This window comes from Clostridium ihumii AP5 (assembly GCF_000612845.1).
Classification (GTDB): Bacteria; Bacillota; Clostridia; order Clostridiales; family Clostridiaceae; genus Clostridium_J; species Clostridium_J ihumii.
In genome coordinates, this window is record NZ_CCAT010000085.1 from 70,501 (window position 1) to 85,458 (window position 14,958).

The following is a 14,958-nucleotide window of genomic DNA, read 5'->3' on the forward strand; positions in this document are numbered from 1 at the left end:
TAATGTTTAATTTTCTTATATAGATATATTGTGTGAAAATAGGAATATTTTATGTATAAAAAATGCTATTAAATAATTTTATTTAATAGCATTTTTCTACATTTATTTTATTTTATTTTAAATTTATTAACTTCTTCTTTCATTTCTTTTGTCATTTCTGTTAATTTCATCGCTGAACTCGCTACTTCTTCAGATGAAGCATTCATTTCTTCTGATATAGCTGCTATTTCTTCTGATGATGCTGAAACCTCTTCTGATACCGACATAACATTTTGAACTTTATTGCTTATTTCATTCTTCTTTTCAATTATAACATTACCCATAGCTTCACTATTTTGAATTTTAGGGTTCATTTCATCCACTGCATCCTTTATTTTTTCAAATGTCTCAATAGCATTATTAATTATATCTCCTTGAGAATCTATTTCATTTTTCACTTTTGCAGTTGTATCAACCATAATATGTGTTTCATCAAATACAGTATTAAGTAATCCAGTTATATCATTAGCAGACAATTTACTTTGTTCCGCAAGTTTTCTTATCTCATCTGCAACAACAGCAAAACCTCTTCCTTCTTCACCTACACGTGCAGCCTCAATTGCAGCATTTAATGCTAGTAAATTAGTTTGCTCTGATATACTATTCATCACTGTTATAATTTCATTTATCTTATTCATATTTCCTTCAACAGAATTAACTTTATTTACCAGATTTTCAAATGCTTCATTTACATTTTTCACAGATATAACAACTCTATTCATATCTGTATTATTTTTTTCTGACAAATCGTAAATATTTTTATTTTCCTCTCCTATTTCTCTAATAGAGTTCATAACTTCCTCTATACTTGTGTTAAAGTCATCAAACATTGTTACCATGCTATTCATGTCTTCAGATTGACTTTCTGTTCCTTTTGCAACATCTTGTATAGAATTTGCTACTGAATCTGTTGAACTTGACATTTCTTCTGATACACTAGCTAAATTTTCACTATATGAATCTATCATATCTGCATTTTCTTTTACAGTACTTATAGCAGAATTTATTGATTGTTGCATATTTTTCATGGCTTTAGTCATTATTCCAATTTCATCACTTCTCACTATTAACTTCTCATCAAATTCAGCTGTCATATCACCTTTAGACATATTATCAATAAAACTAGTTGATTTTTTTAATGCCTTGCTTATACCTCTAACTTGATAAAATACAACTAATCCACCTAATGTAGCACATATTAAAGATACTATTATTGAAACAATTTTAATAATTGTTACTGACTTTAAAATTTCATTTTTACTGATTTCCACTCCCAATGTCCAATTTGTTTGTGGAATATTATGATATGCTAAATATATACTCTCTCCACTTTTATTTTTATATATTTCTATACCTTGTTCATTTTTAATCATATTTTCTAATGATTCTTTGAATCCTTCAAATTTGCCACCAGCAGATACTTCATCATTTAAATTTAAATTGCCAACATCACTTTCATTTTTTGATGCTATCACTTCACCACTATTATCTATTATATATGCCTCTGAACATCCTCCAATTTCTATGTTTTTTACAGTATCACTAAATACATTTGCTTCTTTAACTGCTACTATAACACTATGAACTTCTCCTTTTGAATTTTTAATAGGAGTTGCATATACACTAATTAATTTTCCATTATCTATTTCATTTACACTTTTCATAGGATTGCTTATTACTGTTTTTCCATTCATAGCATCTTTAAAATATTCTCTTTCCTTAATATTAGTGCTACTATTATTGAAAATAACATTACCTTCTTTGTCTGCAATACCTAATCTTAAAAATCCATTCACTTCAATGTTTGACTCTAAAATTTTAACTTTTTCTTTATTTGATATATTATCGTCCATTATCCTATCTTGTAATGCTATATTTTCTATTACCAGCGAACTAGTTTCTATATTTTCATATATATAATTTGCACACATATTAGTTGTTTGTGGTAATGTATCCCCTAACAAGTCTTCTAAAGCTCTCTCCGATACATATATTGATATAGCTGCTAACAATAACGATATTAAAAGTATAATACCAATAAATGTAGCAATTAGCTTTGAACCAATGCTTTTTGAGCTCATTTCAAAAATTTTTTTCATTCTAATTCCTCCATAATTACTTTATAATTTATCACCATAATATTCATCACATTAAAAAAACATAATTTAAAAATATAATTTTCTTAACGTCATGAACATTGACATATTAATTCTCGTATGGAATATTTATTATTTTATACTTTTCCTTTAATTTTAGTTTAATTTTACTTTTATTAAAATTTTTATACTTTTTTTCTTTTAAAAGTTATATATTCAAATTAAATGTAGAATAAATGAACTATATGAAATTTAATTAATATAAATAAATAATAAAAAGAGAGAACCTTTTAGTAAATTCTCTCTTTTTATATAATAATATTTTCTATATATGCTATTGTATTTTAAATTTATTTATTTCATCCTTCATACTTTTTGTCATTTCTGTCAATTTTAAAGCTGAGCTTGCTACTTCTTCTGATGAAGCATTCATTTCTTCTGATATAGCTGCTATTTCTTCTGATGATGCTGATACTTCTTCTGACACTGACATAACATTTTGTACTTTATTACTTATTTCATCTTTCTTTTGAATTATAATGTTTCCCATAGCTTCACTATTTTGAATTTTAGGATTCATATCATCAACTGCGTATTTTATTTTTTCAAATGTCTCAATAGCATTATTAATTATATCGCCTTGAGAATCTATTTCATTTTTTACATTAGCAGTTGTGTCAACCATAATATGTGTTTCATCAAATACAGTGTTAAGCAATTCTGTAATATCATTAGCTGATAATTTACTTTGTTCTGCAAGTTTTCTTATTTCATCTGCAACAACAGCAAAACCTCTGCCTTCTTCACCTACACGCGCAGCTTCAATTGCAGCATTTAATGCTAGTAAGTTAGTTTGCTCTGATATACTATTCATAACCGTTATAATTTCATTTATCTTATTCATGTTACCTTCAACTGAATTAACTTTATTTACTAGGTTTTCAAATGCTTCATTTACATTTTTTACAGATATAACAACTCTATTCATATCTGTATTATTTTTTTCTGATAAATCATAAATATTTCTATTTTCTTTTCCTATTTCTCTAATAGATCTCATAACTTCTTCTATACTTGTATTAAAATCATCAAACATTGTTACCATGCTATTCATGTCTTCAGATTGACTTTCTGTTCCTTTTGCAACATCTTGTATAGAGATTGCTACTGAATCTGTTGAGCTTGACATTTCTTCTGATACACTAGCTAAATTTTCACTGTATGAATCTATCATATCTGCATTTTCTTTTACCGTACTTATTGCTAAATTAATGGATTGTTGCATATTTTTCATAGCCTTAGCCATTAATCCAATTTCATCTTTTCTATTAACTAAATTGTTTTTTACTTCTACAGTCATATCTCCATTAGCAAGTGTATCTAATGTATTTGTTGCTTCTTTTAACATTTTACCTATTGGTCTTATTTGATAAAATATAATTAAACTGCCTAGTACTAAACATGTTAAAGCTACTATGGATATATACAATTGCATATTTTTTAAGTCTTTTAAAATTTCACCTTTCTCCATTTGAATACCTACAGTCCAATCTGTATCTTTAATATTTTCAAAACTTAAAAATATAGCTCCTGTTCCTTTTCCATATTCCTCAATACCATTTTCTTCAGATAACATTCTATTTAATGGATCTTTAAGATCTTTAAATTTTGGATTTTTTTCACATTCTTCTTTTAAATTAAGTTTGCCGACCAATTCAATATCTTTATCTGCTACAACCTGTCCTGTACTATTAACTACAAAAGCTTCTCCACCTTTACCTAAATTTATATTTTTTACTATGTCGCTAAATACTGATGCATCACTTATTGCCATTAATACACTATCCACATTCCCTTTTTCATCTTTTATTGGTGTAGCATACCCAATTATTACTGCACCATTATCTTTTTCATTAATACTTGGCATAGGTGTACTAATTGTTGTTTTTCCTTTTAATGCCTCTTTAAAATACTCTCTTTCAGATACATTTAATTTACTATCATTGAAAACACCATTTCCATTTTTGTCTGCTATTCCTATTCTAAAAAAATTATTAGGCTCTAAATAATTTTCTAAAATTTTTATCTTTTGTTCTATTGAAACTCTACTATTTTTTATATCATTTTCTAATGCAATATTTTCTACTACTCTTTTATCACTTTTTATAATTTGCTCTATGTATGATGAACACATCTCTGTTGTTTCTGGCAATGATATATTTAATAGATTATGTAATGCTTTAGATGATATAATTCCAGATATTAGACTTAATGAGCTACATATTACAAATGTAACTACAATAAAACTTATTAATAGTTTTGATGCTATACTTCTTTCATTATTTTTAATATTTGCTTTTCTCATAAAAACCCCCCCAATATACACATAATAACACTTTAAATTAAATGTAAATGTATACTTATATATACTTTTTTCGTTTGTTTTCCCATTTTCTTAACAAAAAATTTACATATATACAACATTATTATATATATTATACAAAGAATATGTAAACAGCATTATTATGAAAACTTATAAATTTACACAAAAAAGAACACCCCTAAGGGTGTCAATAATAAATAAATCAGTTGCCAAACATATTCCTCTTAATTTTATCCATCTTTTTACACTATTATTCATGTATAAAAATTTTATGGATAACCTATAAAGTATTATTATACTAAAAAAAATTTAGTTTGAAAACCTATTATTTTAATTTTTATTTATTTTTTTTATTTACTTACATTTGCTTTTCCGCTATAAACTATTCCAACACCCTTTTTAGAGTGAATAGTTATAAATGAACCTGTTTTTATTATTGATTTTGCATCTGCTGAATTGTATATTATAGGAATATCTTTAGATGTACATTCTATTATTACACTTGAACTCATTTCATCTTCTTCTACTATTATAGCTTCAGCTTTATCTATTAAATCAATATATTCTCGTCCTAATCTATTTACAACTAAAATGCTTCCTGATGGCATATTATCTTGTGCATCTTTAGCATTTTCTGCATAGAAAGCTGTTCCATATGATGTTTTTTCAATTGTTCCAATTCCTTGTAATAATATATCTCCAATAATATGAACTTTCATCATATTAGTACTTCCCACAAAGTTTGCTGGAACTCCAGCTACCATTACAACAAGATCTCCTCTTTTTACATATCCTGCATCTAATGAAACTTTTGCACATTTATCCATAAGTTCATCTGTATTATCTACTTTTTCTGTTGTTATTGAATATACACCCCAATTTAAAGCCAAACTTCTTGCAACTTTCTCACTTGGAGTTACTGCTATAATTGGACATTGTGGTCTATATTTAGAAACTTGCTTAGTTGTATGGCCACTTTGTGTTGCTGTTATTATTGCTGCTGCATTTAATTCTATTGCTGTTGTACATGTTGCTAAACTTATTGCATTTGAAACATTTGGAATATGACTTTTTCTACTATGGTATAATTTTGAGTCATAATTTATGTGTTTTTCTGCTGTTTTAGCTATATTAGCCATTGTCTTTACAACTTCTATTGGATACTTTCCATTAGCAGTTTCACCACTTAACATTATTGCATCAGTTCCATCAAATATAGCATTTGCAACATCTGATGCTTCTGCTCTAGTCGGTCTTGGATTTCTTATCATAGAATCTAACATTTGAGTAGCTGTAATTACTGGTTTTCCAGCTATATTACATTTTTCTATAATCATTTTTTGAACTACTGGCACTTCTTCTGCTGGAATCTCAACACCTAGATCTCCTCTTGCTACCATTATTCCATCTGAGAATTTTATTATTTCATCTATATTATTAACACCCTGTCTATTTTCAATTTTAGAGAATATTTGTATAGATTCTCCTCCATTTTTAGCCAAAACTTTTCTTATATCTAATACATCAGATGCTTTTCTTATGAAAGATGCAGCTACAATATCAACTTCATTGGCAGCACCAAATTTTAAATCTGAAACATCTTTTTCTGTAAGAGCAGGTAAATTTATTGCTACATTAGGTACATTTATACCTTTATTATTTCCTATAACACCTGAATTTTTAACAATGGTTTTTATAACTTTATCTTCTAATTCTACAACTTCTAAAGCTACTAATCCATCATTTATTAAAATTATATCTTTAGGCTCAATATCTTCATTTAAATTACTATATGTTACTGAACATTTAGTTTCATCCCCTAAAATCTCTTCTCCACAATATATAGAGAATTCTGTTCCCTGTACAAGTTCTACTGTATCATTTTCGAATTTATGAGTTCTAATTTCAGGGCCTTTAGTATCTAATACTATAGCTATGTGTTTTTTTAATTCTTTTCTAGCTTCCTTTATCATGTCAATTCTATTTTTATGTTCTTCATGACTTCCATGTGAAAAATTAAGTCTAGCTGCATTCATTCCATTTTTCATAAGTTCTTTTATTATTTCTTTGTCATCTGTAGTTGGTCCTATTGTACACACTATTTTTGTCTTTTTCATACGTTTCATCCTCTCTACAACTTGTTCTTCTTCTGTATAGCCCTCTATATTTTTCATTTTTTCACCCCAGTTATTATTTATTTTAATAAAATATATTTTTAATAGGATAAAGCTCTAGATATATAATATAACTTTTGGTCAAAATCCTTTTCCATTGCTAATGCATCTTTTATATCTATATCCATAACTTCTCCATTTTTCATTCCAACTGCCCTTGCTGTTTTCCCATCAATTAGTAATTCAATTGCTCTTGCACCTAATTTAGATGCTAAAATTCTATCAAATGCACTAGGATTTCCACCTCTTTGTATATATCCAAGTACCGTTGCTCTACATTCAATTCCTGTCACATCTTCTAACTGTTTTGCTAGTGTTTCTGCTCCACCTATATTTTTAGCCACACCTTCAGCTAATATTATTAAATTGTGGACTTTACCTTTAGTTTTCCCTTCAAATATTGATGCACATATTTCATCAAAACTAAATTCTACTTCTGGTATAATTACATTTTCAGCTCCACCTGCTATGCCTGCAAATAATGCCAAATCTCCACATTCTCTGCCCATAACTTCTACTATACTAATTCTTTGATGAGATGTTGATGTATCTCTTATTTTATTTATACAATCTAATATAGTATTAAGTGCTGTATCGAATCCTATTGTATAATCTGTATAAGCTAAATCATTGTCTATAGTTCCTGGAATCCCTATAACTTGAACACCTAGTTCACTTAAAAGTTCCGCTCCTTTAAATGAACCATCCCCACCTATAACAACAAGCGCATCCATCTTAAAAACATCCATAACCTTTTTAGCTCTTTCTCTGCCTTCAAGGGTTTTAAATTCTTCACTTCTTGCGGTTTTAAGTATTGTTCCACCTCTATGAATTATATCTGCTACTGAATTTCTATCTAATTCAATAATATTCCCTTCTACAAGTCCGTTATATCCATTTTGAACACCTAATATTCTTAAATTATTATCTGTTCCCATTCTTACAACTGCTCGTATAGCAGCATTCATTGCGGGTGAATCGCCGCCACTTGTTAAAACGCCTATTGTTTTCATAAAAAACCTCCTATACTTCACCTACACTATAAGATTTCAATGTGAACCTTAAATTTGTAAAATTACTTTATATTATAAATAGTAAGCAAATTTTGTATTTTTATCAATGAGTTTCATCTATTTTTAACATAAAAGTTTACTTTTTATTAATTATAGTTTCCAATACTAATAATATAAATACTTTTTTATAGTGTTTCATCTTTAATTTTAAAAGAATAAACTTTGTTTTACACTACATTTTAAGTTTTACATTTATATTTTTAAATAATTCACTATATAAATTATCACAAGACTATAAAAAAATGATACTTTTATTTTATTCCTTATTTTTAATTTAATATAATTTATCAATTGACAGTTTATAGTGAATATAAAAATTGTATTTCCAATTTTAAAGAATAATTTTTTATCAAATTTGCAGAGCAAATTAGTTGAAAACAATATAAAAACGTAGTTTTTAAGCATTTCCATTTTTAGATATTAGGAACGAAGTGAGTAATATCAACTATAACTTTTCACTCTTAATTCTTACTTGGTTCCAAATATAAAAATAAACTGTAAGCTTAATAATATCATTTGAGAAAGACATTACTTTAAATTTGAACTTGGAACCCTATATCACTGAAACAACTTCAGGAGCATAAACCTTTTTCAAGTTCTTAGCCATTTTACTACTGTAAACTTTCTTATTATTTATATCTACAAGAATTAAATTAACTTGACTACTTCCATAAAAAGATAATTTATATAACTTACTATACTTTAATCTTTTTATAGCCTTTATTTCATCTTCTCTAGGACTTTCATTGCATATCATCACTAATGTTATATCACTACTCTTATGTTCACTATGAGGTTTTACTAAAACCTCTGTAAGCTTCTTTCCATATTCCCAAAAATCCATTAAAATATCTTTGTTTATATTGTCAAACTTCTTTATTAAACAATGCTCATTAATCTCATATCTATCTATAACATCATTTTTAGTTATAAAAGTTCTTCCTGCTATATTTTTATAACTTGCATACAAATTTATTTTCTTATTTTCTATAACTTCATCCTTATAAATCTTGAAATTCCTTTCATATTTTTTACTTAATTTTTCAATATATTCATCACTATTATTCATCATTTTCCCCTCCCATAAATTACTCTTATTCCAATTGAGCAAAAGCAATTTAAAATATAGTAAAAAAATTAACAATTAACAATGAAGGATAAAACTGAAAGCTCAGTTTTTTTAAGGAATTTTTAAAATAATTTGTAGAACAAATTAATTAAAGATTATATAAAAACTTAGTTTTTATGAACTTTTATTCATAAATATTAAGAACGAAGTTAATAATATATACCATAATTGTTAATTGTTAACTGTTAATCAGTAATTGGTTCTAGATACAATAATTTGAATTAACTGTAATATTAGTAGTATCATTTGAAAAAGCTATTATTTAAAATTTGAGATTTGAACCCTATATTAATAAAAGAGAACTTAAATCAAAAGTTCTCTTTATATATACTTTTATATTTGATTTTACGCTTGTTTTGTTGTTGATTTATTCTTATTTTTTATTAGTTGATTATATGCTTCTATTAGTAAAAGTATTGCTACTACTAATAATAATAGCCCCAATATTCCTAATACTATAGTTCCACCAGCAAATAAGTTTTTATAGATAAGTATAACTAAAGCTGTAATTGTTACAATAAACATAAATACCATAGGAACTATTGCCATTACATAACTTCTTCCCATTTTTAATAACCATGCACTTAATGCTAAAAGTGCTAGAGCAGCTAATAGTTGATTGGCAGAACCAAATATTGGCCAAATTTTTTCATAACCACAAACTGTTAAAAGTCCTGCTGCTACAACTGTAATTATTGTTGCAAACCACTTATTAGTACATGTTTTCTTCAATTCACCTTTTGTTTCTTCAAAAGTTTCTTGGAATATATACCTACCAATTCTTGTTGCTGAGTCTAAACTTGTTAATGCAAAAGCTGAAAATGTTAAAAGTACAAATACTCTACCTACATCAACAGGTACTCCAAATCCATTCATAAAACTTGCTAATCCATTTGCAAATACTGTTGCCGGTGCACCTTCTGTTTTTGCAAATGCTCCAACTGCTATAAGAGCAACTACTGCTACAATACCTTCTATTAGCATTGCACCATATCCTATAAGTCTTGCATCGCCTTCTTTATCTATCTGTTTAGAAGAAGTTCCTGATCCAATTAATGAATGGAAACCTGAAACTGCTCCACATGCAACTGTTACAAACAAGAATGGAAATAATGTCTCTCCTCTAACATTTGTAAATCCTGTAAATGATGCTATTTCTAAACTTGGATGACTTACAAATATACCTATAATTCCACCAATTAGCATTGCATATAGTAAGAATGAACATAAATAATCTCTAGGTTGTAATAATATCCACACTGGCATTATTGATGCTGCTGCTATATATATTATTAATATTATCATCCAAGCACCTTTCCCTAGTTTTATAACTGGGAACATGTACCCAATCCATACACATAAGAATAAAAGTATTACTCCAACAACAGTGGATACCCCTACACCTTTGCCTTTTTTATTTACAAAATATCCAAAACCTATTGCAAGCACTATAAAAAGCATTGATGCAGTTCCAGCTTGAGCACCTGCTAAATTTTCAGGTTTTGCAGCATCATAAGCAAATGATCCTGCACAAATATCTGTAAATGCCGCAACAACTAATATTAATGTTGCCCATGCAAATATATTAAATAGTAATTTTCCTTTTTTACCCAACGTATCTTTTATAATCTCTCCAATACTTTTACCCTCATGCCTTATTGATGCAAATAATGCACCATAATCATGAACTCCTCCAACAAATATACTACCTACTAATATCCACAAGTATACTGGTAACCAACCAAAAACCGCTGCTACTATTGGTCCTGTTATTGGCCCTGCTCCAGCTATTGATGAAAAGTGATGACCCAATAATATTCTCGCATCTGCTGGTACATAATCAACATTGTCAAATTTAGTATGTGCTGGCGTTTGTCTCTTTAGATCAATGCCCCATTTTTTTCCTAACCATGCTCCATAAGTTACATAAGCAATAATGAATATAACTACTGCTCCTAACAATAAAACTACTGCATTCATAAAAATACTCTCCCCCTTTTTAATATTGATTCCATGAAATATATAATTTCTTAGAATAATATATTTTACAAAGATATATATTAATTTAAATTAGGAGTTTATTTTAAAATTTAAATAATTTAGTGTAAAATTTTAGAAATATTTTTAAGTGCATTCATAATATGTGATTTTAAATGTCTTGTAAACTTTTACTTGAATAAAATATTTTTAATAAATACATTAACATAAGTGCATAAAAGTTAAGTATAAACTCTATAAATTTAAAGTTAATTATATATCTATGCTTACTAAATGTATATTGAATTAATATTATTTTATGATTATACAAATATATTTATTTTGAATTTTTTCCTTTTTCTACCTTTGACTTAATTTTAAACCTTACAATTTTATAAATCAAGTATTTAATTATACATATTTAAATATTTAATATGTCCTCAAAAATATAGAGGCGAATGAAATAATTCATTCACCTCTATATTTGAGTTTTTTATTTGCCTTCTATTATTTTTACATTATTCTCACCAAATAATTGTTTAAGTAAAATTAATGTGTCATATTCATTTTCCAACCAATAACTCTTATCTAATAAATAAGATTTCCTATCACTTGCAGTGCATAAGTATACAGGAGTATTCCCTCTAGCACCTATAAATTCCTGCTTTATAAGTGAAGTTGTATCTTTTAATTTATCCTTATTCTCAATTAATATATAGATTTTATCTTTTCCTATATTAATTAATGGTGTTATTTCTTCACACAAAATCTTATTTTGTTCATCTTCTCTTACTGCTACTCTTCCCTTAATTAGAACTACTTCATCTTCATTTATCATATTTCTACATTTATCAAAGGTTTTGGGAAATACAACAACTTCTATAGAGCCATATATATCTTCTAACGTCAAAAATGCCATCATTGTATTATTTTTTGTTATTTTTCTACTTACTGTTGATATTAACCCACCAACTACAACTTTATCTCCATCATTTACTTTCATATTACTTTCTTGTATTTCAACTTCATCATCTAAAGCTTCTTCTTCCAAAGCCTCATCTTTAAGCAAATCAGATATTTTATGACTTGTTTGCATTTTCAATGAATTTTCGTAATCATCTAATGGATGTCCTGTAAGGTATATTCCTGTCATTTCTTTTTCCATAGCCAGTAATGCCCTTTTATTGAATTCTTTTATATTAGGGAATTCAACTTCCTCCGGCTTATCATCTTCCAAAATATCATTAAACAAGCTTAATTGCCCTTTTACATTTCTTTTTCTTTCATTGTTTATACCTTCCAATACTCTTTCAAACACAGCTGATAGTTTTGAACGATATATTCCTAATGAATCAAAAGCACCTGCTTTTATTAGACTCTCTACTGCTCTTTTATTAACTATAGATGTATCTATTTTATTGCAAAAATCCATCAATCCTACAAACTTACCTTTTTGTTCTCTATCCTGAACTATTGATTTTATAACATTGTCTCCTACGTTTTTTATAGCAGAAAGTCCAAACCTTATACTATTTTCATTAACAGTAAACTCAGAATAACTTTCGTTTATATCTGGTGGAAATACATCTATACCTAGTTGATTTGCAAATCTAATATAAAATGCAACCTTTTCACTTATCCCCTTAACTGAATTTAGCATAGCTGCAATAAATTCTGCTGGATAATATCTCATTAAATATGCAGTTTGATATCCAACTACAGCATATGATGCTGCGTGACTCTTATTAAATGCATAAGAAGCAAAATCCATCATTTGGTCAAATATTCGATTAGCTGCATCTTCAGATATTCCATTTCTAATACATCCTGGTACTTCTATGTTTCCATCTTCATCTACAATTCCATAAATAAAGTTTTTTCGCTCTTCTTCCATTACTTTATGTTTTTTCTTAGACATGGCTCTTCTAACCATATCACTTCTACCTAAAGAATACCCACCTAACTTTCTAACTATTTCCATTACCTGTTCCTGGTAAACCATAACTCCATAAGTTACGTCAAGTATATCTTCTAACTCTTTAGTTTCATATTTAACATTATCAGGATTTTTCTTACTCTCTATATATCTAGGAATTTCAGCCATTGGACCTGGTCTATAAAGACTTATTCCAGCTATGATATCCTCTAGTGAATCTGGCTTTAATTCCTTCATGAAACTTGTCATACCAGCTGACTCTAATTGAAATACTCCAACTGTTTTTCCTTCTCCAATCATTTTATATACATTATGATCGTCAAAATCTATCTTGTCTAAGTCAATATCAATTCCTTTATTTTTCTTTATAATTCTTAAGCAATCTCTCATTACAGTTAAAGTTCTTAAACCAAGGAAATCCATTTTTAAAAGTCCAAGTTCTTCTAGTGTACCCATTGTAAATTGTGTTACTATCATATCCTCATTTTTTTGAAGTGGAACATAATTTACAAGTGGTTTTGATGCTATAACAACTCCTGCTGCATGTGTTGAACTATGCCTTGGAAGACCTTCTAAATCTCTAGCTATATCTATAAGTTCTTTGACTCTTTCTTCATTATCATAAGCTTCCTTTAGCTCTGGATTCATCTCTAATGCTTTATCAATAGTTATATTTAAAACTGTTGGAATCATTTTGGCTATTCTATCTACTTCTGCATATGGATAATTCATAGCTCTTCCAACATCTCTAATTCCTGCTCTAGGTGCCATAGTTCCAAAAGTTATAATTTGTGATACATTGTTTTTTCCATACTTTTCAACAACATAATCTATAACTTTTTGTCTTCCTTCATAGCAAAAATCCGAATCAATATCTGGCATACTAACTCTTTCTGGGTTTAAAAATCTTTCAAATATCAATCCATATTTAATTGGATCAATTTTAGTTATTCCTAAAGTATATGCTACTATTGCTCCTGCAGCCGAGCCCCGTCCTGGTCCTGTTGGCACTCCATTATCATTTGCATATTTTATAAAATCCCAAACAATTAAGAAATAATCTACATATCCCATTTGTTTTATTATGCCAAGCTCATATTCAAGTCTGTCAATAAGGTTTTTTGCTTCAGAATTTTCTGCTCCAATTTTTAATACAGCATCAAAATCATATTCTCTTCCTCTAAGTTCCTTAAAGGAATCATATCGTTCTATTAATCCAACATAACATTCCTTTTTTAAATACTCATATGCATCAGTACCTTCTGGCAATGGAAACTTTGGGAGCTTTGACTTATGAAATTCATAATCAAAATTGCATTCCTCAGCTATTTTAACTGTATTTTCTAATGCCTCTGGTATATATCCAAATACTTTTTTCATTTCATCTGGAGATTTTAAATAGAATTGATTAGAAGGATATCTCATCCTATCTTTATCTTCAACTACTTTTCCTGTCTGTATACAAAGTAGTACATCATGGGATTTAGCATCTTTTTCATTTATGTAATGCACATCATTTGTACATACAAGTGGTATATCACATTCTTTCGAAAGTTCTATAAGCATCTCATTTACTTTTAATTGTTCTTGTAAGTTATGATATTGAAGCTCTAGGTAAAATCCCTCTTTAAAGATTTTTTTAAACCTTAATGCCGCTTCTTTTGCTTTTTCTTTATTATTTTTTAATAAGTGTGATTGTACTTCCCCACCTAAACATGCACTTAATGCAATTAATCCTTCGCTATGACTTTCTAAAAACTCATGATCAACTCTAGGTTTATAATAAAATCCTTCTATTGATGCTTTTGAAACTATTTCCATTAGATTTTCATAACCTTTTTCATTTTTCACAAGTAAAACTAAATGATTGGTCTTATTCTCTGTTCTATTATCTTTAATGAACATTGAATTTGATGATACATATATTTCACATCCAATAATAGGCTTAATCCCAACATCTTTTGCAGCTTTATAAAAATCCACACATCCATACATCACACCATGGTCAGTTATTGCTAAACTCTTCATACCTAATTCCTTAGCTCTTTTTACTAGCTTATCAATCTTTCCTGAACCATCTAAAAGACTATATCCTGTATGAACATGCAAATGAACAAAATCGCCTAAATTCTCTTCCATTTATAACTCCTT

Annotated in this window: 7 protein-coding genes; all 7 read right to left on the reverse strand. The window is 27.9% G+C overall.

From position 1 onward, the window contains the following. Positions 1-107: 107 nt before the first annotated feature. Entirely contained in the window at positions 108-2,138 is a 2,031-nt protein-coding gene (locus BN346_RS18360) for a methyl-accepting chemotaxis protein (RefSeq protein WP_051540514.1), read from the reverse strand. 331 nt (positions 2,139-2,469) lie between these two features. Continuing rightward, complete coding sequence (locus tag BN346_RS18365; protein ID WP_040330515.1) at positions 2,470-4,500, reverse strand: methyl-accepting chemotaxis protein; 2,031 nt, start codon at positions 4,498-4,500, stop codon at positions 2,470-2,472. 368 nt (positions 4,501-4,868) lie between these two features. After that, positions 4,869-6,635, reverse strand: a complete 1,767-nt coding sequence (gene pyk, locus BN346_RS18370; protein ID WP_040330674.1) for a pyruvate kinase — start codon at positions 6,633-6,635, stop codon at positions 4,869-4,871. 98 nt (positions 6,636-6,733) lie between these two features. After that, positions 6,734-7,705, reverse strand: a complete 972-nt coding sequence (pfkA, locus tag BN346_RS18375; RefSeq protein ID WP_040330516.1) for a 6-phosphofructokinase — start codon at positions 7,703-7,705, stop codon at positions 6,734-6,736. 613 nt (positions 7,706-8,318) lie between these two features. Then, positions 8,319-8,837 (reverse strand): DUF8052 family protein, encoded by a 519-nt coding sequence (locus tag BN346_RS18380; protein WP_148361122.1) that lies wholly within the window; start codon positions 8,835-8,837, stop codon positions 8,319-8,321. 402 nt (positions 8,838-9,239) lie between these two features. Further along, on the reverse strand, positions 9,240-10,874 hold the full coding sequence (locus tag BN346_RS18385) for a carbon starvation CstA family protein (RefSeq protein ID WP_040330518.1): 1,635 nt from the start codon (positions 10,872-10,874) through the stop codon (positions 9,240-9,242). A gap of 490 nt (positions 10,875-11,364) precedes the next feature. Continuing rightward, on the reverse strand, positions 11,365-14,946 hold the full coding sequence (locus tag BN346_RS18390) for a DNA polymerase III subunit alpha (protein WP_040330520.1): 3,582 nt from the start codon (positions 14,944-14,946) through the stop codon (positions 11,365-11,367). Positions 14,947-14,958: the final 12 nt, after the last annotated feature.

What these genes read in the sequence shown, in the direction of transcription:
- pyk (WP_040330674.1), bottom strand. Translation starts at nt 6,635, where the DNA reads ATGAAAAAGACAAAAATAGTGTGTACAATAGGACCAACTACAGATGAC.
- pfkA (WP_040330516.1), bottom strand. Translation starts at nt 7,705, where the DNA reads ATGAAAACAATAGGCGTTTTAACAAGTGGCGGCGATTCACCCGCAATG.
- BN346_RS18380 (WP_148361122.1), bottom strand. Translation starts at nt 8,837, where the DNA reads ATGATGAATAATAGTGATGAATATATTGAAAAATTAAGTAAAAAATAT.
- BN346_RS18390 (WP_040330520.1), bottom strand. Translation starts at nt 14,946, where the DNA reads ATGGAAGAGAATTTAGGCGATTTTGTTCATTTGCATGTTCATACAGGA.
- BN346_RS18360 (WP_051540514.1), bottom strand. Translation starts at nt 2,138, where the DNA reads ATGAAAAAAATTTTTGAAATGAGCTCAAAAAGCATTGGTTCAAAGCTA.
- BN346_RS18365 (WP_040330515.1), bottom strand. Translation starts at nt 4,500, where the DNA reads ATGAGAAAAGCAAATATTAAAAATAATGAAAGAAGTATAGCATCAAAA.
- BN346_RS18385 (WP_040330518.1), bottom strand. Translation starts at nt 10,874, where the DNA reads ATGAATGCAGTAGTTTTATTGTTAGGAGCAGTAGTTATATTCATTATT.